Here is a 20,178-nt window from a genome sequence, read left to right on the forward strand (position 1 = left end):
GGGGGGGGGGGGGGGGGCCCGGGGGGGGGGGGGGGGGGGGCGGCCCCCCCCCCCCCCCCCCCCCCCCCCCCCCGGCGGGGGGGGGGGGCCCCCCCCCCCCCCGCCGCTACGCGTCCAGGTACCGCAGCACCGCGAGGACTCGCCGATGGCCGCTCCCCGAAGGGGGCAGATCCAGCTTGGCGAAGATGTTCGCCACATGCTTCTCCACCGCTCGCTCCGACACCACGAAGGACGCCGCGATGTCCTGGTTGGCCCGGCCCTCCGCCATGAGCGACAGCACCTCGCGCTCGCGCGGGGTGAGGACGTCCAGGGCCGAGGCGCGGCGGCTGGCGCCGAAGAGCTGGGCGACGACCTCGGGGTCGAGGGCCGTGCCGCCGGCGGCCACGCGCCGCAGGGCGTCGACGAACTCGCCGATGTCGACGACGCGTTCCTTGAGAAGGTAGCCGACGCCCGCGCCGCCGTCGCCGATGAGCTGGGCGGCGTACTTCGTCTCGACGTACTGCGAGAAGATCAGTACGCCGGTGCCGGGGTGGGCGCGACGGATGTCGACAGCGGCGCGGAGCCCTTCGTCGGTCTGGGTCGGCGGGAGGCGGATGTCGATCACGGCGGCGTCCGGAGCGTGTTCGGCGACAGCCGCGCGCAGGGCGTCCGCGTCACCGACCGCGGCGGCGATCTCCAGGTCGCGCAGGCTGAGGAGTTGGACCAGGCCGTCACGCAGAATCGCGGAGTCTTCGGCGATGACGATACGCATGGGCCCTCACGGTCGGCGGTGACCGCCGGCGGCGGCAGTCAGGAGTACGGGAGTACGACGGTGACCATCGTAGGCCCGCCGGCCGGGCTCGCGCAGGTCAGCGTGCCGTCGACCGTACGCACCCGGTCGAGCAGCCCGCGCAGGCCACTGCCGCCGCCCACCGCCGCTCCGCCGCACCCGTCGTCCCGTACGACGAGCCGGAGTTCGCCGTCCGCGCCCGTCACGTCGACCTCCGCCGCCCGCGCCCCGCTGTGCTTGATCACATTCGTGAGGAGTTCGGCGGCGCAGAAGTAGGCGATGGACTCGATGGCCGGCGAGGCACGGCCTTGGAGGTCCGCGGTGAGGGTGACCGGCAGGGCGCTGTCGGCGGCCAGGGTCGCGAGGGCGGTGTCGAGGCCCTGGTCGAGGACGGGCGGATGGATGCCGCGTACGAGATCGCGCAACTCCGCGACGCCCTGGGTGGCGCTGCCCTGCGCGGTGTCGACGACGGCGAGTACCCGCTCGCGGTCGGCATCGGCGGTGAGCAGTTCGCGGATGATCGTGAGCTGCATGCCGAGGCCGACGAGGCGGGCCTGGGTCCCGTCGTGGAGGTCGCGCTCGATGCGGCGCAGGGTGGCCGCGGCGTCGTCGACGGCGTGCGCGCGGGTCTCCTCCAGGGTGCGGATGCGGCGCTCGGTCCGGTCGGAGCCGAGGAGGGTGCGCAGGACCATGCGGTGCGGGACCAGGGCATAGTGCAGCAGCCAGGGGGCGGCCATGAGCAGCGCGGCGCCAGCCGCGACGACGGCCAACCAGCGTGGCCAGCTGTCGAGTTGGATGTTCGCGATTTCCAGGGACACCCGCCGGGTGCTGCCGTCGGGGTCGCGGACGAGGTGGTAGTTCCAGTTCTTCAGCAGCGGGTGCAGCACGAACATCACGCCGTATACGTACGTGAACACGGCGACGCCCAGCGCGAGTGCGGCCGTGAACGGCACGGCCAGGGCGCACCCGACGGCCCGCCAGCCCTCCCGGTCCCCGAGGACCGCCCGCCGCCAGCCGAACGCTCCCGGCGCCTCGGTGCGGCGCTGCGGGGTCTCGATGTCCAGCCCGAGCAGCCCCCGGGCGAGCCTCCGCTGCACCTCAGCGAGGGCCAGCGCGCCGCGCACGGTCCCCGCGATCAGCCAGGGCCCGAGCGCGGTGACGGTGAGCACCCCGCCGAGCAGCAGGCCGAGCAGGACGAGCACGAACGACACTAGGGCGAGGGGCAGCGCGAGGGCCGTGTACATCAGGGCGGTGAGGGCCCGCCGGGTGAAGGGGGCGGCGGCGAGGGCTCGGACGTGCGGCATGGGGTTCAACCTAGAGCTGGTGGGGTCAGAGCTGGTGGATGACCGGGATCGACAGCAGCACGCACCCGGCGGCCACGGCGAGCGCGATCGCCGCCGAGCTGCGCAGCCCTTCCCGGCCCGCCCCGTGGAAGGCGCGGACCAGTCGGGCCTGCAGCTTGGTGAAGCCCTTGATGATCCACGGCATCACGAGCCCGACGAGCACGGTGCCGCCGAGCAGATGCACGGCCCAGGCGCCGGCGAGCGTGGGGCCGCCCCAGGAGTGCGCGTAGTTGTCGCTGTCGGGGCGCAGCGGATAGCCGAGGTTGATCAGCATGACGAACCAGAAGTAGCCCGTGACGACCGTCGCGATGAGATTCAGCGGCAACGTGAGCACGGCGTGCGCGAGAGCCAGCGGCTTGCTCGCTCGATCCGCTTCCGGCACGTCGGCGCCGAGCAGTCGCCGGGCCAGGGAGCGCTGGATGCGGCCTGCGGCCGGGCTGCCGATCAGGGCGAGGGGGAGGCAGAGGACCGCGGCGGGGAGGGCGAGTAGGAGGTACGCCGCGCGGCGCCAGGTCTCACCGGTGAACGGGGCACGCAGCATGCTCCGCCAGACCGGCCGGGTACGGGCTGCGAGGGTTGCCGTAGCCATGAGAACCACCACTTCCTAGGGAGAACGCGACCCCTCAAGCGTCCCGCCGACCCCCCTCCCGAACGATGGTGCAGGCACGGAACCCGGGGGTGGGGCAAACCGAACCATCACCTGAATCCAGCCCGTCCGACGTCCCAATCCAGCCCTCCCCACTCAATCCAGCCCGCCCGGCGTTCCCTGAGTGGGCGTTAAGTCCGATCTTCCTTGGTTCGTGATCACTCGATCGTGGTACTGATCGTCACGTCTACCACCTATTGGGCATGCCCATGCTGAAATGCGGCGCATGGAGCGAGAGCCTTACCCCAGCGACTTGTCGGACGAGCAGTGGGCGTTGACCGAGCCGGTGATCGCGGCGTGGAAGGCCCGGCATCCTTCGGCCAGCGGTCACTAGGGCAAATACGCGATGCGGGAGATCGTGAACTCGGCCGCGGACTTCGAGATGCCGAACAGGGGCGCGATCTGCCGCAGCGTCAGGTTGGTTCGCCAGTAGACGGCCACAAGCAGGACCCGATCCTCAAGCGACAGTGACCACGGGCGCCCCCGGCGGACCTCGTCCGCGCCCTCACGGCGAAGGACGGTGATCAGCTTGCGGAAGAGCTGCGGGCTCAGCCCGGTAAACGGGACTATCCACGAAGGCTCCGAGCCATGATCACACCAGCCATACCAAGATCATGGCAGGCAAAGATCACGCCTTTCCCCAGCTCAGGCAGTTTCCAGTGCTGGGGGAAGGTTCGCGCTCGTGTAGGCGTCCGCGACGCTGAACACACTGGCGCAAGTCGGGCACTCAGCACGGCCGAAGAGGTGCCTGATGCCCTCCGCGATGCGCTGTTGCCCGTCGCGGACCGCAGTGGCGTGCATCCAGCGGCCGGGGTCGGGAAGCCTCTCGACTTGGGCCGGCAGCAGCTCCCGCCGCTCGACGTCGCCGCGATCCCAGTCGCGGATGGCCGAGTAGAAGCCGTAGTCCCCGATCGCGATGGTCACCTCCGCCACGCAGTGCGGACAGGACACCGTGTAGAAGTCGTCGGCGAAGTTCTCCAGGGCGGCACTCCAGTGGTACTGCCCCGCGAGCGCGAGCAGATCACCGAAGACCCGGTGGTACTCGGCAGGGCGGCTCCGCAGTCGCTGGTCCGCCAGGTCGCGCAGTCGGCTGAGCACCTCTGGACGGTCCGCGAGCAGGACTTCCCCGTCAGGATGCTGCAAAGTACCGCGCGCGATGGCGCCCGCCAGTTCAAGAGCCTGCGCAGTTGCGGGGGCCAGGTCCGCCAACCGGGGCAGAGCGGCAAAGCTCGCCGGCGAGACAGTCTCACCGTGCAGGCATAGACGATCCCAAAGCTCCTCCCATGCCTCGGGAGCTTCCTCGCGCTCGACCAGATCGAGAAGCACCGGCACTCGCTCAGTCTCCCCGTGGGCGTCCACCACCTGCGTCCAGTCCGTCACCACGGCATTCAACCGCTCCCGGAGCCCCCGGTGTCAACTAGCCAGAGGGCGGAGCCGCACTCTTCCTTGATCATTACGGGACAGCCCTTAGGGCGCGGTGTTGTCGTTGATGGTGCCGATGTGGGTCCAGCCGTTGGGGCCGGAGGAGTCGCCTCCGTTGTAGAGGTAGGCGGTGGTGCTGCCCGTCGGGGTGGTGAGGAGGTAGTCGGCATGGGTGTCGGCGTTGAAGTCGACGAGGTGGACCCGGTCCTGGGTGGTGGTTGTTCCGGTGGCTGTCTGGTTCAGGGGCTTCCAGCCGCCGTGGCCGTCGCCGCCGCGGTTGAGGTGGGTGGTGAGGCTGCCGTCGGGCCTGATGGTCCAGTAGTCGGCTCGTCCGTCTCCGTCGTAGTCGGCGAGGCGGATGCGACTGCGCTCGCTCGTGGTTCCGTAGGCGACCTGGCCCATCGGCTGCCACGGGGCGACCTTGTCACCGCCGCGGTTGAGGTAGGCGTGGACGGCTCCGTTCTCGGAGATGGTGAGGTAGTCGCCCTTGCCGTCTCCGTCGAAGTCGGCGATGCGGACCTGTTCGGGCCGGTTCGTCGTCCCGTAGGCGACCTTGCCGAGGTCTGTCCATCCGCCGCCGGTGTCACCGCCCTTGTTGAGGTGGACGTTGACGGATCCGTCGGTGTTCACGGCCCAGTAGTCGCTGCGGCCGTCGCCGTCGAAGTCCGCGAGGTGGACACGGCCGCGGTCGGTGGTCGTTCCCAAGGCTACGGTGCCGAGGGCCTTCCATCCTCCGCCGGGGAGGCCGCCCTGGTTGAGCCGGGCGCGTACTTTGCCGTCGTCGGCGATGGTGAGCCGGTCTGGACGTCCGTCGCCGTCGAAATCGGCCCATCGCACGCTTCCGGAGCCACCGGCCTCGGTTCCGGCCCGCGGGACGCGCGGCCGGGTGGCCCAGCCGTCGGTGACGGCCTGCTCGATACCGGCATGGTAGGTAGCGGCCATCTTGCGGTAGCCGGCGTCGTTGGGGTGCAACTGATCGGGCAGCTCGGCCGCCACGTCCAGCCGCGGCGGGGCGACGTAGCGGAAGTGCTCGCCGCGGCTTCGGCGGCCGGCTTCCTCGCCGGCGACGGCGGCGTTGAAGTCCCTGGTCTGCTGCTCGAGTCCGGGAGTTTCCGTGAGGAGGCCCTGGACGATGATGTCCACTCCGGGCCGGTTCGCCTGAATGCGGTCGACGAGCGCCGACAGGTTGGCCGCGGCCGTGAGGGGGTCCGCGCCGTGGTGTCGCAGGTCGTTGATGCCCAGATGCAGCAGCACCACATCCGGGTCTGCGGCGGTCTGCCACTGGTCGATGCCGGACCGGATGCCGTCGATGGTCCAGCCGCTGTGGCCCTCGTTGTCCGGGTCCTGGACGCTGCCGGAGGTTCCTGAGCCGACGAAGTCCGCGGTGTAGCGGTTCTGGCCGCTCATCAGGTCCCACAGGGGGGAGCGGTAGCCGGCGCCCTGAGAGCTGCCGACACCGGCGGTGATGGAGTCGCCCAGCGGCATGATCCTGATCAGAGGCGGTGCCGGCTGCGGCGCAGCGGCGGCCGTCCCGCCGCCCAGGCCGAGGAGGCCCAGAGCTCCGACGATGGTGATGCTCAGGGACACGATGCGTTTTGTCACGACAGTCTTTGGCCTTCGGTAGAGCGGGCCTGGACGCGGAGGCCAAGGGGCGCTTGGCCTCCGTGCGGGCCGGAGGATGGGGAAGGCCGGGCGCCTGCTGTGCGCCCGGCCCGTGAACAAGCTCGCCCGTCACCACGTGAGCCGAGATGACGGGTGGGCTGACAGGTGCACGGCCGCCTGGCAGGCCCTGTCCGGGCTGCCAAGCGAGCGTGGTCACCCTTGGGTGTGACTTACGGCGGGCCGGGGATCACACGCCGCCGTAGGCGACCTTGCCGATGTTGGTCCAGCCGTTGGGGCCGGAGGTGTCGCCGCCGTTCCAGCGGTAGACGGTAGCGCTGCCGGCCGTGTCCTTGTCGGCCAGGACGTAGTCGGCGTGGGTGTCGGCGGTGAAGTCGACGAACTGGACCTTGGTGTGGTCGGTGGTCGCACCAGTGGTGATCTGTCCGACCCACTGCCAGCCGTTGGCGACGACGTCGCCACCGCGGTTGAGGTAGAGATCGACCCCGCCGTTGGCCTTGACGACGTAGTAGTCGGCCTTGCCATCACCGTCGCTGTCGGCGAACCGGACTCGGGTGCGGTCGTTGGTGGCGGTGGTGACCTTGCCGATGCCCTGCCACGGCGCGACGCTGTCGCCGCCGCGGTTGAGGTAGACGTTGAAATTGTTGGCGTCGTTGAACACGATGTAGTCCGTGCGGCCGTCGCCGTCCCAGTCGGCGAAGCGGACCTTGCTGACGTCGGCGGTCACGCCGGTGGCGACCTGGCCGATCTCCTTCCACGGTGCGACCTTGTCGCCGCCGCGGTTGAGCCATGCCTTAACGGTGCCGTCGGGGTTGATGACGAGGTAGTCGAACTTCCCGTCGCCGTCGAAGTCCGCCAGGCGCACGCGGCTGCGGTCGGTGGTGGTGCCCACCGCGACCTGGCCGAGCTCCGTCCACCCGCCAGCGCCGTCGCCACCACGGTTCAGCCACACGGAGACGGCGCCGTTGTCAGCGATGCTGATGTAGTCCGGCTTGCGGTCACCGTCGAAGTCCGCCCAACGGACCCTGCTGCTGCCGCCGGCCTCGTTCACCGCGGCAGAGCTCCGCGAACGCTGCTCGCCGATCCAGGGACCGAGATCATCGACGCGGGTGTTGTAAGCCCCGGTACGGGTCTCTGTGCTGCCGAGGCAGCCGCCCTGCCAGGAGCGGCTGGTTACGGCGGCGAGCACGGCTTTCCCGTTCTCGGTCCGCGTTACAGCACTTCCGGCGTCGCCCTTGCAGACGGTGGCGTCGGTCGGAGTCTTGGCGGTCGTGTCGAAGCCCGTCGCCGCAACGGCGCCGACGGAGAATGCGGCGGTGTGGATCTTACTGGGCGCCCATTCGCCACGCGTGCGGCCGAAGCCGGCCGTGGTGAGCGCTTCGGCCGTGACGGGTGCCTTAGCCGACACGGGTGCCGGGGCGATGGTGAAGGCGGGCGTGTCGAGGCGAGCCATGACCAGGTCCCGGTCCGGGCGCGGCACGAGCTCCACGATGTCGGTCGTGTGCCCGCCACTCGTCGCGAGGTCGGAGCGACCGATGGTCAGGACAGTCTTGGTTTTCGGAGCGCCGGCAGCCACATCGATACTCTCCGCCGGCTTGTCGGCGAAGCAGCTCTTGGCAGTAAGGACCCAGCGCGGGTCAACCAGCGTTGCGGTGCAGGACCGGGTGTCACCGATGTTCAGCTTGCCGGCGAACGCCAGCGGATTTTCACCGGTCGGCGGCTGGGAGACAGGGGACTTGGACCCAGTGACCCGCATCTCCAACAGAACTGCTCGCTCGGGGTCATTGGCTTGCCCCTCGCCGATAGCCTCGCTGCTGCCCGCGGGGAAGGCCAGGGACTGCGTGCTGCCGTCGACGGATATGTTGGCCTTGATGTCCCGGTCGATCGTCTCGATCCGGTAGGCACGCGGGATGTTGACGGACAGGTAGCCCGTGTTGGCGGCCCTGAAGCAGATCGTGGATTCGGCCGTCTTCAGGTGCCTCGCCCAGACCATGATCTGGTACTGGCCGGGAGTGCAGCTGGTGTGGTTGATGTTGCCGTCGCCAGCGATGAGGCTGGCGCCCGTGGCCGCCAGGATGTCGTCGCTGTAGGGGTAGGCCCCGTCGTCAACCGCATGGGGAGCGCCGGCGTTGGCCGGCGGCGTCTCGACTGCCGCGGCGAGCGGGACGGGCGTACCGATGACGACGGCCGCGGTCACGGTAGCTGCGGGCAGCCATCTGCGTATGCGCACTGGTTTTGCTTCACTTTCACGACAGTGCCCCCGCTGTTTAACGATCGGGGTGCGCCAGGAAATGGGAGGCCGTGCCGCGTCGTTGCGGGCAGCGGATTTTGCCTGGGGGCCATCGAGCAGCATAGCCACATGCCTCCGGTTGACGATCATCGAGGTACGTCGCAGCTGTCAGCACGGCACCTCCAGGTAACGATGAGATAAAGATCGTTTTCTCCACTGCAACCATCCGGTCCCCAAGCGGATCTCTGTCCATGCTCAAGCAGAGCCGTACTGGGTCGAGAACCCGGCAAGGGCCTGTCGCCTTCGGCCTGGGGACGCCGAATCACAGAAGGCGGCAAGCCCGTTCCGCGGGCGCCGACCGGCAACGACGCCACCACCTCCGGCACTCGGGAAGTTCTCGCGCGCCGCACGGCATCCACAGACCAGCAAGAGGAACTTCTTCGTGCGTCATACCCAAGACCGTTGGGCACGAGCCCGGGGCAGAGGAGCCGCAGGTGCCGCTAGCGCCGCCCGCGGCCTGCTCCCGCTCGCACTGCTAGCCGGACTGATATCGGCAGCGCCCGCCGCCGCCGAGGGGCCGACTGTCCCCCCACTGACCGACCGCCAGCAGGTACTCCAGCACTGGAAGACAGGCGGCCCTGCCGTCAAGTCCACCGCTGGCACGGCGCTGTCCGGCAACGACGAGCAGATCCGCCAATACCTCACGAGCGGTCAGAAGGTCGCCGAGGAACTCGACCTGCGCGAGGCTGCGCTCAAACTCGTCACCGACGCGGGCCCCGGCCTCAGCGAGGCCGCCTCCAAGGCATTGGCAGGCACCCCGCAAGACCTCGCGGCATTCATGAAGGACGGCTGGAAACAGCCGCTCGCCGACGATGAACGCGTCCAGGCGACTCGCATCATCGACGCCGGTGGCCCCGGCATCCACGAAGCCGGCGACGCCGCGATGCGCGGCTCAATCGACGGAATCCGCGCCTTCCTGAGCGAGGGCCAGTACAAAGAGCGTGACGATGATGCCCGCGTTCGCGTGACGCAGATCGAATCCGCAGGCGGCCCCGCCACCAAGCGAGCGGCCGCTGAGGCCCTTCGATCCGGCATCGAAGCAGTTCGGGACTTCCTCACCTACGGGCAGCACATCGCCCGGGCCCAAGACCAGGAACACGCCACCATCGGCCAGCTGGCCAAGCAGACTGCCGACGCCGGCGCGGCGGCCGAAAAGGCCAGGAAGAGCACCGAGGAAGAGTCCGCGAAGGCCAAGACCTCCGCCGACCTGGCCAAGCAGGAGACCGCCAAGGCTGCACGCGAGACCGAACTCGCAAAGAACGACGCCGCCAAGGCCGCTGATGCCTCCCGCCGGGCTGCAGAGTCAGCCCGACGCGCCGCCGCCTCCGCGAAGTCAGCCATCGCTGCGGCCCGCGCCGCGAACGCAGCCGCCCAGACTGCCGCAATCGCCGCATACAACGCCGCCAACGCGGCACTGCAGGCCTCCCACGCCGCTACCGAGGCATGGAACGCCGCCGCCTCTGGCAAGGTCAACGAAACCATTGCAAATCATGCCCTCGAGGCTGCCGCCCACGCGGAGAAGATCGCCGACTCGGCTGAGGCGATGGCCAAGACGCTCGAAGCGGCCAACACCTCACTCCTGGCATCGATCAATGCGATCGGCGACATGGAAGCCGCCGCCGGCTTCGCTGAAACCTCCGGGAACTGGGCCAAGCAGGCAGGCGCCAACTCCGACCAGGCAACGTCGGCAGCGGCCTCGGCACGCCGCTACGCAGGCGAGGCGCGGCGCGCATCCGCCGCTGCCCAGGGGCATGCGGCCGATGCCATTAAGGCCGCTCGCCAGGCGCGTGACGCAGCCCGTTCGGCCGCAGGCCACGCCCGTAACGCGGCTGCGGCGGCTAGGAAAGCAGGAGAACACGCGGGCAACGCTCAAGCGGCTGCCAACGCCGCAAAGATCAACGCCGATCAGGCCCTCGTGTCGGCTACTGCCGCCGACACCGCGGTGAAGCAGGCACAGTCTGTTCAGGAAGCAGCTCGCAAGGCCGAGGCTGAAGAAGTCGCCGAGCGCACCAATGCATCCGTCAATGAGGCCAGGGACGCCAAGGAGGCCAGCAACCTCACCACGGCTGCTGCTGCCCGCCTCCAGCAGGAAGCGGCCAAACTGGACGCCGGCTTCACTCAGCTAGCGCAGCAGGCAGCCCAGCCTGGCGCCGACGCAGCACAGGTCGCGGCCGCCGGACGCAAGATGGCGCTGACCGCCATGCAGGCCCGCGGGTCATGGAGCCGTACTGCCGCCGAGGCTGCCCTAACCGGCGACAATGCGGCCGTCGTCGAGTACGCCCGCACCGGCTGGAAGAAGGCCGAGGATCAGGACAAGCGTGAAAAGGTCAACCGCCTCTCGCAGGACTCCCCCTACGACGACGTACGCACTGGGGCCGCGGCTGCATTGAAGGGCGACATCGCTCGGGTAGACGCCTTCCTCACCACCGGCCAGTACCAGGCCGCTGTGCCTGACCAGCGCATTGAGGTCACCCGGATCGGCGATGCAGGTGGGGAGGGTGTCAAGGACGCAGTCAAGGCGACCCTTGCCGACCCTAATCCGAAAGCCCTCACCGACTTCCTCACCGCTAAACAGCACCGGGCGCGGATTGAGGACTACCGCGTCGCCGCCGTCCGCCTGTCAGACGGAGGCGGTCCCGAGGTCAAGGCCGCAGCGGAAGCCGCACTGGCCAGCCCTGACACCCATCTGATGGCCTTCATCGAATCCGGCCAGTACCGTGCCAAGCGTCGTGACCAGCTGAACGCGGCGCACATCGCGCAGGTTCAGGGCATCATCGCGCAGGCAAGTGGCGTCGCTGCCACCGCGTTCAGGAATGCCTTCGAAGCTGCGAAGACGGCAGCCACTGCCCAAGGACACGCCGACGTAGCTGCCGGCCATGCCCAGAAGGCGGACTCCTACGCGAACCAGGCCGACACCTACGCCACCCAGGCCACGCAGTCAGCGAACCGCGCGGAAAAGTCCGCCGCCGAAGCACGTGCATCAGCGGCCACCGCCCGGAATGCAGAAAACCAGGCAGCACGCAGCGCGAGAAGCGCAGAAACCTCGGCGGCGTCCGCCCGGGGAAGCTACGTCGCCGCAGTCGGCTACGCCGAAAGCGCCTACAAGGCAGCCGAGTCCGCCCGCAACTCGGCCCTGAACGCGGGCATGAGCGCCAAAGAGGCCGAAGGGAAATACCACGCCACCCTCGACCGTTACCTGGTCGACCAGTTCCTCGAGAACGTGCAGGAAGCCCTCAGGCTTACATCGCTCAACATCCCGGACGACCCCTTCGATCGTCTCCCTCGCTGGGCCAGGATAGCCCTGTCCATGAACGGCATCACTAACCCCGAAGACGGTCGATTCATGATCGACTTGACTCATGCGTCTCTGGACCTCTTCGGCATGATTCCTGTAATCGGGGAACCGGCGGACGGCGCAAGCTGCGCGCTTTATGCAATCGAAGGAGTCATCGACCACTTCACACCCACAGGTGGCGAAAACCTCTGGACAGACGCAGCACTCGCCTGCGCCTCGATGATCCCCTTCGCAGGATGGGCGACCACACCGGCCAAGTGGGCACAGCACGCGGAGAGGCTCGGCCCCAGAGCAAAAGAAGTCTACGAAAACCTCGCAAGGTACTGGAAGAAACTTCCTCCATGCTCGGCAAGTAAGAACAGCTTCCCGGCCGGAACTCTTGTTCTCCTGGGAGACGGATCAACTCGGCCAATTGAGAAAATAAAGACTGGTGACCAGGTTCAGGCAGCCGATCCCGCTTCTGGACTTCATGGACCCCGGCGCGTAGATGCGACAATCCACACTCCGGACGATCGTGATTTCACGACCATCACCCTCGATGCTTCAGGCGGAGGCGGAGTTGTAACATCAACTGACCATCATCCTTTCTGGTCTAATTCCGCTTCCAAGTGGACGGACGCGCAGCAGCTGAATCCTGGCGATTCCCTGCGTACTTACGAGGGCGCTGCCGTGCGCATCAGTGAGGTGCTCCGCTGGAAGGGCCGCCAGAGCGCTTACAACCTTACGGTGAACGAACTTCACACGTACTATGTTCTCTTCGGGCGGACGCCCGTCCTCGTACACAATACTTCGCCATGCATTTTCCCCAACCGGATGCCTAAAGTCCTGGAAAAGGAACTTCGCAGTGCGGAAAATCTAGGGATATCGCCGTCTGAACCGGGAAGTCCTGAATTTGACCGCGCGATCGATGGGGAACTCATCAAGTGGGCCGTATTGCAAGACGGGCGGCTTGTCGTTGTTCCCAAGATGGTTCAGGGGCAGGAGATATTCCACACCGTCTTGAGTCGGGGCGAGCCTGTTCTTGCCGCAGGTGAAGCAATGGTAGTGGGTTCTCATGGCGCCTACTTCGGAGTCGATATAAACAACCATAGCGGGCACTTCAAACCGTCATCGGAAAGCTTGAAACTCGGTAGAGATGCGTTCGCTCGAGCTGGAGTGACCTTCCCTTGAGCTTTGAGGAATTGACTTCACTCAACGCGCTACCTCTCTCGCGTCTAATCCTTTCGGATAAATCTCCCCTTCAGGATTTGACGAATAACCAGCTGCGTCTACTCCTCGGCTATTCCGCAGCAGAGGTCATCGCTGGCGCGAGCAAGGTAGAGCCAGGTGAATGGGGGATCCTATCTGCCGCAATGGATGCGATCTTCAATCGCGTCGTCGAAGTCCAGGAGATGTCAAAACGAGAAGAGGTGATTCGTAGGCTGAATCTGTCTGATGTTCTTTTGCTGCGCGTTCCAGTAAATGACAGCATCCCGCTGCTGGACCCGCACCATCAGGTCACCCTCTTCATCGGAGAGGTGCCGCTGCCTGCAGCGCAAGCCCGTAAATTGGGGCAAGTCTGGAAAAGCCTTGATGTAAAAACAATCAAGCTGCTCCGTGAGACGAAAATGCTCCTCCGGCCAACTCTCGCCATATGTAAGCTCCTTCCGGTAGGAGACAGCGGCGAACGCCTTCTGCGTGAGTGGGCGGACATCTACCCCATTCTCCCCTGACCGGGTCTCCCAGATCACGGAGATCTCCCCTGCGAGAAGTCGCAAGGTTCGCAATGCAGGGCTGATGCACTTAGTCGACGTGGCGGGCCGGGTCGGACCGGTTGATCCCACCACCGCGTTCGCCTAGCCTCGCCGCAACGGCCCGCCGACACATCCGGCGGGCCGTTGCGGTGTCGTGGCTGATTGCGGGTGCGGCGAGGGACCGGCTGGAACGCCGGGTAGCGGTTCCGCGATTAGGGCGAGGAGGACCGGGGTCTCGTCTTGGGCACGGCCATACTTGCGGCCCCGGTCCGTGCCCGTGTCCAGGCGGCGGCCGACGCCTTCGAGCAGGCCGCCCGCGCCCCAGGCGCCCGCTCTCTCGAAGGCTGCGCCCGTGCCGGCTGGCGCGCCTCGACCCGGGCGTTGGAACACGCACCGCGCGCTGCCCAGGGCGGCGGCTCCGCGGTCGTCCTCGCCCTGATACTGGCTCTCGTGGAGGCGGTGGAGGCGGTGGAGGCGGTGGAGGCCGCAGCCTCCTGGCACCGCGCACAGGCCTACCAGGCGCAGGCGATCGCCGCCGCAGAAGCCACCGTCCTGCTGCGGGAGGCAACCGACCTGAATGGCGCCCCGCCGCCCGCAGCAAGGCACCTTTCCCGTGCCCCCCTGTGGCCCGCCCTGGGAGTAGGCGACACTGGCTCCGGGTCCGACGGCGTGCCAACGTCCGGCCGATGCTGCCGGCGCCGGACTCCCTCGCCGCCGTCCAGCAGCCGGTCAGCCTGGTAATGGCCCAGCCGATCACCCGCGCTCTCGACGGCCGCGGCCCCCTGGTCCAGGCCCGCTCGGCCGGCCTCCTCACCTTCGCCTCCGCTCCCCTGCACGGCGGGGAACTCCTGGATTTGATCACGCCCGAACTGGTTGAGTTGATCTGGCCCGGCGCACACCCTGCTACCGCGTGCCTGCTCGCGGCCGGTTCCTGCCCGAGCTTGGACGTCCTGCTGGTCTCGGCCAGCACTCCGGAGCACTGGGACACCGCCGTATCGGCCCTGGACGACCCGCTGACCGACACGGAACTCAGGAAGGTGCTCGATGTACTCGCCCCCCGATGACGCCACCCGACAGCGGATGGAGGCCGCGCATGTCGAAGCGGGGAACCGTCTCTCCACCGCGACCAGCCCGCCGTGTGCGTGGGGCTGGAACGGCCGCACCATCAGCTCCCGCGCGGGCACCGACCACTGGCTCCGCGTAGAAGCCACCTCCGACGACCGCGTTGCCACCCGCTTACCGCATGAGGGCATCATCGGTGCCGAGAACCTCCCGGACGCGGTACCGCGCCCTCGCCTGCATGCCACGGTTCGCTGGACCAAGGACGGCTGGACCTACGACGCCGACCTGATCTCCTACATGCCCCAGCCCGTCATCTCTCAGAACACCCCTGAACTCCTCACCGACCCAGGCCTGACCGACGGGTGGTGGGAGGAGCTGCACCAGGCCCTGGAGGTGCTGGCCGGGGTGGCGACTGAGCGGGAGACGGTCCGGACGCTGTGGATGCGCCGCTCCTTCCCGCTCTTCCTCGGCATCGACGCCCCCGACCCCATCGAACGGGTGACCGAGCACGGCGACCTCCACTGGGCCAACCTCAGCGGTGCCCCGCTCACGGTGATGGACTGGGAACGGTGGGGGAGCGTGCCGGTCGGCTTCGACGCAGGCCTCCTTCATGAGCACTGCCTGATCGCCAACCGGGCGCAGCGCCCGGACGGCTCCTGGTACGCGCTGGACACGGTCCGCCTGTACCAGCACGTCGTGGCGGCCGGGACGCTCTACACCCTCCAGATGACGACCGAGGTGTGCGAGGAGCTCGGGCTGGCGACGGTGCCTCGGGAGGTGACGCCGGGTCTTCGCCCGGTGATGGAGATAGCCGGGATTGATCAGGAGCTCATCGACTGGTCGGCCACCCGCCGGCGACGCATCGAGGACGTCCTGGAGGGCATCACGGACGACTACATCCAGAAGTACGGGCGGCTGCCCGGCGAGCGCGCTCGCCACGGTCTGGCGTGGTGGGCGGCGCAGGAGACCCGCCCGGACAAGAAGACCCCCCGCCCGCTGGATCAGCTTCTCGCGTGGTGGAGGGTCTCCGCGCTCCTGAACTTCGAGCAGCGGATGGTCGACGGGCTGCTTCAGCGGTGCCAGGCAGCCGGGAAGTTGATCCGGGCCCGGGTGAGGCCGCGCGTGGACACCGCGCTCGCCATCGTCGACGTCGCCGCGGTCGTCTTCACCGTGCGCAACATCTACGCCCGCCGCCACGTCCTGGCCGAAACGCGCCGGCACCTGATGGAGACCCTGCGCGGCCGCGCCTACGTGCCCGGCATCGACAGCTACATCGCCGACCGCGCTCTCCAGCGCTACAGCCGTCAGCTCACCGTGCCCCAGAAGGGCCGGCGGACGCCGGCCCCGGACCAGCTCTCCTACACCGCCGACTTCGCCTGGCCCGCCCGCTGGTGGATCGCGGGCACCGATGGGAAACCGCCCCGGGAGTCGACCCGGTATGAGCGGGCCCGGGTCGCCAGCCTCACCCTGCAGAACGCGATCCGCGCCGCCCTCACCGCACCACCAGCCGTACGGGACGAAGCACCGGCCGCGGCCTCGTCGTCCGCAGCCGCGCCGGCCGTACCGCCCGACCACGACCACGACCAGGCTGCGCCGCACGCCGTTGACCACCCAGGCCGGGACGCCGCCCTGACCCCGGCGCAGCGAGCAGCCGCCATCCACGCCCACCAGCAGGCCGCGATGCCACAGGAGTACCTGGAAGGCCGCACGACAGACCCCGCGACGTGGATGACCTCACCGCAGAACCTCGCCCGGATCGCCGCGCTCACCCGCGCGGCCGAAGCCCGCAGCCGCACGGTCGAAGAGCAGGCCGACCAGACGAAGCAGGCGACTCAGGCCCCGGCCGCCGACGCGGTCCGCCAGCAGCAGCGACACCCCACGGCGCAGCCGGATCAAGGCAGGGGGCCGGGCCGTGTGGGCTGAACGACGCCAACCGGCCAGCGCATGGCCGATCTGCGACTTCACCCGCGAGCCCCGGCAGACCGGATCGAGAATCGGACGTTGGCACCCGGCACGGGAGGAACCTTGACCGACCTGCACGAACCGCTGGAACCCCTCGACACCTACCCCGGCGAACTGCCGCCGCCCCGCCAGCGCGGCGACGTGAACCTGGTGGGTCTGCTCAGCATCGCCGACGACCTCGCCCGCAGCCTGGCCGCGCTGAAGATCCGGGTGCAGCCCCGCGACCGGAAGAACTCGTTCGTCAGCCCCGAGCAGGCACGCGAGAACACGGAGAAGGAGGTAGACCGGCTCCTGGGCACTGCCGTCTACTTCCAGCGCCACGCCCACGCCGCGATGCTCGGGCGGTGTGTCCTGGGCGCGGACTCCGAGGAGGACTGCTCCGCCGAGGGCGCCAACCTCCAGCTGAATGTCTGGGACGACACTACCCGCCGGGGCACCGTCGAAGACGGCACCACCGGCTGCGTCGCCCACACGGTTGAAGCCGCCCGCCGCGCCATGGCCGACCCCGCCAGCCGCAAGATCCTGCTCGCCTTCGTCCGCGACGACGAAGGTACCGCAGTCGCCCGCGCCCTCGGACTCGAACCGGACGATACCGAGCAGTTCTTGTACGGCGGCCTCACCCTGCGCCCCGAACACCGCGTCCCCTGACCCACCTCCCCAGCACGTCCGCATTGGAGCGCCACGTTGACCTATGAGGCCAGCCACCTGAACCTGACCGACCCGACGAAGGGCTTCATGCAATTCGTCGTCTACACCGAACCGCGTCTGGGTATCGCTTGCTCTTCGCGGAACGCGGAGCTGGGCATCGAGGCGCATAAGACCGTGACACCGCACGTTCAGGAATGGCTGAGCAGGCTGGTGCGGTGCGAGCCGAACGCGATGCACTGCATGCTTGTTGAGCGGACGAAGATCCCGAGTCTGTTCCACCCGTGCGTCACGGAGGACCCCAGCAGTCCGTCGGCACGTAAGGGCTCGGGCTGCTTGTGCCGCCGTGCCTTCTATGACCTGGAGTTCGGGCTGCCCGTCGTCGGCGAGCACTTCAAGCACCGGGGTGAGGGTGGCACGGATGAGTGGAGCTACAGCACCTTCGCTCCACTCGCCCTGCGTCCCGACGACGTCTTCAGCCGCTTCCACATCAGCTACGGCATGTTCTGGGCCCGGACGGAGAGGGGGGTTCTGTCGATCCTGCCGCAGCGTGAGGGGCGTGGGTACAGCGTCGGCTACAGCGGCGGAGGCCCCGCTGCCTTGGCCGCCTACCTCACCCAGCTCGCCGACAGCGACGGCCAGAACACGGCCGCCGACGCCTCGTACGAGGAAGCACACCCTGCGATCCTCGCCTGGACCCAGAGCGGTGCGGCCGAGCGAGGCACGAACGAGCTGAGCCTGGCCGACCTCAAGGCCATGCAGCGCAGCTGACCGAAGGGCGCCCACGGACGGCGCGTCCGTGGGCGTCCTTCGATCACCGGTCGCGTCGCAGGACCGGGACCGTCCTGCGGAATGGATAGCGAAGTCGCCGCGCCGACAGTCGGGACGCGGCCACGGCGCACGACCCGGAGGTGCCGGGATCGGCCAGGGTGCGGGGGAGTGACCGCTGAAGTGGAGGACTCCATCGACCGCACGATGTCCTACGCCCTGGCCGCCAAGCTGGAGCGGTACGACAGCGGTCACCGTAGCAGGCATCTGGACCCGCCCCGCGGTGTCGGCGGCGGGTGAAGGGTCGGCCGGTGAGCGGGGATTCCTCCGTCCGAGCAAATCCGTTGTCTCGGGGGCTCGGGCCGTGCACCTTGAGAGAATGGACGAAGAGGCCAAGTTTGATGTCTCGGCTCCCTGGAGCTGGAGTGCTCGGTATGTCGCGGACCGGGGTTGCCCGCGTACTGGTGGAGTCGAGTTTCTCCTGTACTCCGACGCTCATGTGACTGGCGACTCCGAGGTCACCTGCTATCCCTACGCCGTCACGAACTGTCTGGGCTTCCCAGAGACGGGGCGTTTGGCCCCAGTGCTGGCGCTGCACCTCGATGACCATTTTCCTGACTTCGATGTGCAGCCGATGAACAAGACAGACACCACGGGCTGGCTGAACCTCACGCTGGACGACGAGATTGCCTGTCTCATCTCCTTGGTAGCCGGCATACGCCTCCGTACCGGCGGCCGTGTTCGCACGTTCAGGGCGGAAGGGGAGCACCGTGGTGCGCCTGAGTTCTACGCCCATCGCGTGCCGGACTGGACACCTGGTGCCAGAACGATTTATCCCGTACCCAAGGGGTTTGACCTAGCGGGTTTGAAGGGATGGTTGGACCGCTACCTTGCCTTGGGGCGAGAGGACGCGGTGGCGCTGGTTCGGGCTGCCCGTCACTTCCGCGACGCCCTTTGGGTAGCGGACACCGACCCAGAGCTTGCCTGGCTGCTGCTGGTGTCCGCCATTGAGGTTGTTGCCGGCCGGCAGACACTCAAGGACACACCGGCTGCTGAACTGCTGAGGCAGGAAATGCCTGAGCTGGCTGCAAAACTCGTTGGTGCAGGTGGTGAGGACCACCTTGAAGCTGTGGCCCCGTACTTGGTCAACATCGTGAAGGCCACGGCTCGTTTCAAGGCATGTGTGGAAAGGTACCGACCCGGTCCGCCCTCGATCCGGCCGGAGCCGTACGCGCAGGTTGAATGGGACTGGCCCAAGCTGAAGAAGGCCATTGACCGGCTGTACGGATACCGGTCTGAGAGGCTGCACGCTGGCGTCCCATTTCCGCACCCGTTGTGCCAGGAACCGATGCGTAGCGGGTCGGCGCTGGACGAGCGTCCATCGGGAACTGCTGCCGCCGTCGGCAACGCGGCCTGGGTGGCCAAGGACCTGCCCATGCATCTGCACACCTTCGGACACATCGTCCAAGGCTGCCTTCTGAACTGGTGGCAAGCTTCCTCGCAAGCCCCACTCGACCACGCCCAGCAGCTGGCCCAGTAACCAGGTTCGAGGGTCCAGGTGACGTAGGCGCCGTGGCGCGAGCGATCCGACGATTGACTCCACAGAGAGTTGCACGGGCCGGTCACGCCGCTGACGTGCGGGTTGACCGATAGCGGGGAGTAGATCGGTCACGCCGGTGACCGGCGTGACCGGTCACACGGTTGGGCAAGCCCGAGGCTTACCTGGGCAAGCCATCCTCCAGGGTGGCTTGCCCAGGTGCGCGTAGCCGGGTTCAGGACCGTTGCATGGTGAGCTCGGGCGGGTCGGTGTGGTGGCGCAGCCGGGGCCCCAGAGGGTGGCGGCGAGGGCATCGAGCAGGATCGTGACGACCTGCCGGTCCATGATGCGGGTCCGCCTCGCCTCGTCGATCACGAAGGGCATCTGCCACGCCTAGAGCTGACTTGCCGCCGTGTTCAGGCGCCAGCTGACCAGACTCATCGCGGCTTGCCCGTCAGGTGCGGCGTTCGGGGTATGACGACGCTCTACGCGGCCCGCTGCGAGCCGTGCCGGGGCCTGAGCCCCGCGATTGAGGCAGGACGCCTCACTGCTCTGCTGCTGGAGGCCGGGGCCGACCACGTGCGCAGCGCCCACCCGGACGCCTGCCCGGACACGGCCCTGACCCGATCACCCCCGTCCCAGGCATGCCCGCCTTCGACGCGGCTGCGTTCAACCGCATCCGTCCTGCGTGTGGTGCGGCCCTCCTGGGCCCCGGAAGGTGCGGGGTGTGCACGGCGTGATGCTGCCTGCGGCCGGAGGCCAGCGGGCTGTACGCATTCGTACGCCCCATGTACGCGATATGTGCGGTTCGACGGGGGGTGCTGCTCCGCGTCAGCCTGTCCGCGCCCGCCCGCTCCACAGCCGCGTTGCGCTCCGGCCCCCGCGGCCGCCCCCGCTGCGGGGCCCTCCTGCCCGCTCGCCAGGGTGGTCCGGGCGGTGTTCCGGTGGGTGGTCCGCGCCCCTGTCTCTCATCACTGAGTTCTGACGCCGCTCGCGATCTCCGAGCGGACGGATTGTCGATCGGGTCGGGCACCACAGACGAGCATCCCGGCCTCGTGGAACTCGGGACAGCGGTTGACGCTTCTG

Annotated in this window: 14 protein-coding genes and 2 pseudogenes; 9 read left to right on the top strand and 7 right to left on the bottom strand. The window is 68.2% G+C overall.

The features are described from left to right. Positions 1 to 106: 106 nt before the first annotated feature. The 3 genes from AB0D46_RS31105 to AB0D46_RS31115 are packed head-to-tail and all read right to left on the bottom strand — an operon-like array spanning position 107 to position 2,701. The gene (locus AB0D46_RS31105; protein ID WP_362882432.1) at positions 107 to 751 is read right to left on the bottom strand and encodes a response regulator transcription factor; all 645 of its coding nucleotides are present in this window, start codon (positions 749 to 751) and stop codon (positions 107 to 109) included. A 38-nt stretch (positions 752 to 789) separates the two neighbouring features. Next, entirely contained in the window at positions 790 to 2,073 is a 1,284-nt protein-coding gene (locus tag AB0D46_RS31110) for a sensor domain-containing protein (RefSeq protein ID WP_362882433.1), read from the bottom strand. 25 nt (positions 2,074 to 2,098) lie between these two features. Further along, complete coding sequence (locus tag AB0D46_RS31115; RefSeq protein ID WP_362882434.1) at positions 2,099 to 2,701, bottom strand: hypothetical protein; 603 nt, start codon at positions 2,699 to 2,701, stop codon at positions 2,099 to 2,101. Positions 2,702 to 2,984: 283 nt separating this feature from the next. On the opposite strand from AB0D46_RS31115, the pseudogene AB0D46_RS31120 reads away from it, so the two are divergent. Next, positions 2,985 to 3,089 (top strand): annotated as a pseudogene (locus tag AB0D46_RS31120) (IS5/IS1182 family transposase); the annotation flags it as partial. Positions 3,090 to 3,124: 35 nt separating this feature from the next. On the opposite strand, the pseudogene AB0D46_RS31125 reads toward AB0D46_RS31120, so the two are convergent. From AB0D46_RS31125 to AB0D46_RS31140, 4 genes and pseudogenes are all read right to left on the bottom strand, one after another. Then, positions 3,125 to 3,363 (bottom strand): annotated as a pseudogene (locus tag AB0D46_RS31125) (transposase family protein); the annotation flags it as partial. Between the two features lie 40 nt (positions 3,364 to 3,403). After that, the gene (locus AB0D46_RS31130; protein WP_362882436.1) at positions 3,404 to 4,138 is read right to left on the bottom strand and encodes a hypothetical protein; all 735 of its coding nucleotides are present in this window, start codon (positions 4,136 to 4,138) and stop codon (positions 3,404 to 3,406) included. Positions 4,139 to 4,225: 87 nt separating this feature from the next. After that, positions 4,226 to 5,767, bottom strand: a complete 1,542-nt coding sequence (locus AB0D46_RS31135; RefSeq protein ID WP_362882438.1) for an FG-GAP-like repeat-containing protein — start codon at positions 5,765 to 5,767, stop codon at positions 4,226 to 4,228. A 262-nt stretch (positions 5,768 to 6,029) separates the two neighbouring features. Beyond that, positions 6,030 to 7,997, bottom strand: coding sequence for an FG-GAP-like repeat-containing protein (locus AB0D46_RS31140; protein ID WP_362882440.1), 1,968 nt, complete (start codon positions 7,995 to 7,997; stop codon positions 6,030 to 6,032). A gap of 475 nt (positions 7,998 to 8,472) precedes the next feature. On the opposite strand from AB0D46_RS31140, the gene AB0D46_RS31145 reads away from it, so the two are divergent. From AB0D46_RS31145 to AB0D46_RS31180, 8 genes are all read left to right on the top strand, one after another. After that, positions 8,473 to 12,555 carry a polymorphic toxin-type HINT domain-containing protein gene (locus AB0D46_RS31145; protein WP_362882442.1) on the top strand — a complete coding sequence of 1,361 codons (4,083 nt, stop codon included), beginning with the start codon at positions 8,473 to 8,475 and terminating at the stop codon, positions 12,553 to 12,555. Beyond that, complete coding sequence (locus AB0D46_RS31150) at positions 12,552 to 13,097, top strand: hypothetical protein (RefSeq protein WP_362882443.1); 546 nt, start codon at positions 12,552 to 12,554, stop codon at positions 13,095 to 13,097. The genes AB0D46_RS31145 and AB0D46_RS31150 overlap by 4 nt, the downstream gene beginning before the upstream one ends. 707 nt (positions 13,098 to 13,804) lie before the next feature. After that, positions 13,805 to 14,182, top strand: a complete 378-nt coding sequence (locus AB0D46_RS31155; protein WP_362882445.1) for a hypothetical protein — start codon at positions 13,805 to 13,807, stop codon at positions 14,180 to 14,182. Next, positions 14,163 to 16,103: a relaxase domain-containing protein gene (locus AB0D46_RS31160; RefSeq protein WP_362882446.1), complete on the top strand. Its 1,941-nt coding sequence runs from the start codon at positions 14,163 to 14,165 to the stop codon at positions 16,101 to 16,103. Before AB0D46_RS31155 ends, AB0D46_RS31160 begins: the two co-directional genes overlap by 20 nt. 102 nt (positions 16,104 to 16,205) lie before the next feature. Continuing rightward, complete coding sequence (locus AB0D46_RS31165) at positions 16,206 to 16,790, top strand: hypothetical protein (protein ID WP_362882448.1); 585 nt, start codon at positions 16,206 to 16,208, stop codon at positions 16,788 to 16,790. A 36-nt stretch (positions 16,791 to 16,826) separates the two neighbouring features. After that, on the top strand, positions 16,827 to 17,558 hold the full coding sequence (locus tag AB0D46_RS31170; protein ID WP_362882450.1) for a hypothetical protein: 732 nt from the start codon (positions 16,827 to 16,829) through the stop codon (positions 17,556 to 17,558). 168 nt (positions 17,559 to 17,726) lie between these two features. Then, the gene (locus AB0D46_RS31175) at positions 17,727 to 17,855 is read left to right on the top strand and encodes a hypothetical protein (RefSeq protein WP_362882452.1); all 129 of its coding nucleotides are present in this window, start codon (positions 17,727 to 17,729) and stop codon (positions 17,853 to 17,855) included. Between the two features lie 79 nt (positions 17,856 to 17,934). After that, positions 17,935 to 19,095 carry a hypothetical protein gene (locus tag AB0D46_RS31180; RefSeq protein WP_362882454.1) on the top strand — a complete coding sequence of 387 codons (1,161 nt, stop codon included), beginning with the start codon at positions 17,935 to 17,937 and terminating at the stop codon, positions 19,093 to 19,095. The last annotated feature ends 1,083 nt before the right edge of the window (positions 19,096 to 20,178 follow it).

Origin of the sequence: Streptomyces sp. NPDC048383 (genome assembly GCF_040651775.1) — a bacterium.
Lineage (GTDB): Bacteria > Actinomycetota > Actinomycetes > Streptomycetales > Streptomycetaceae > Streptomyces.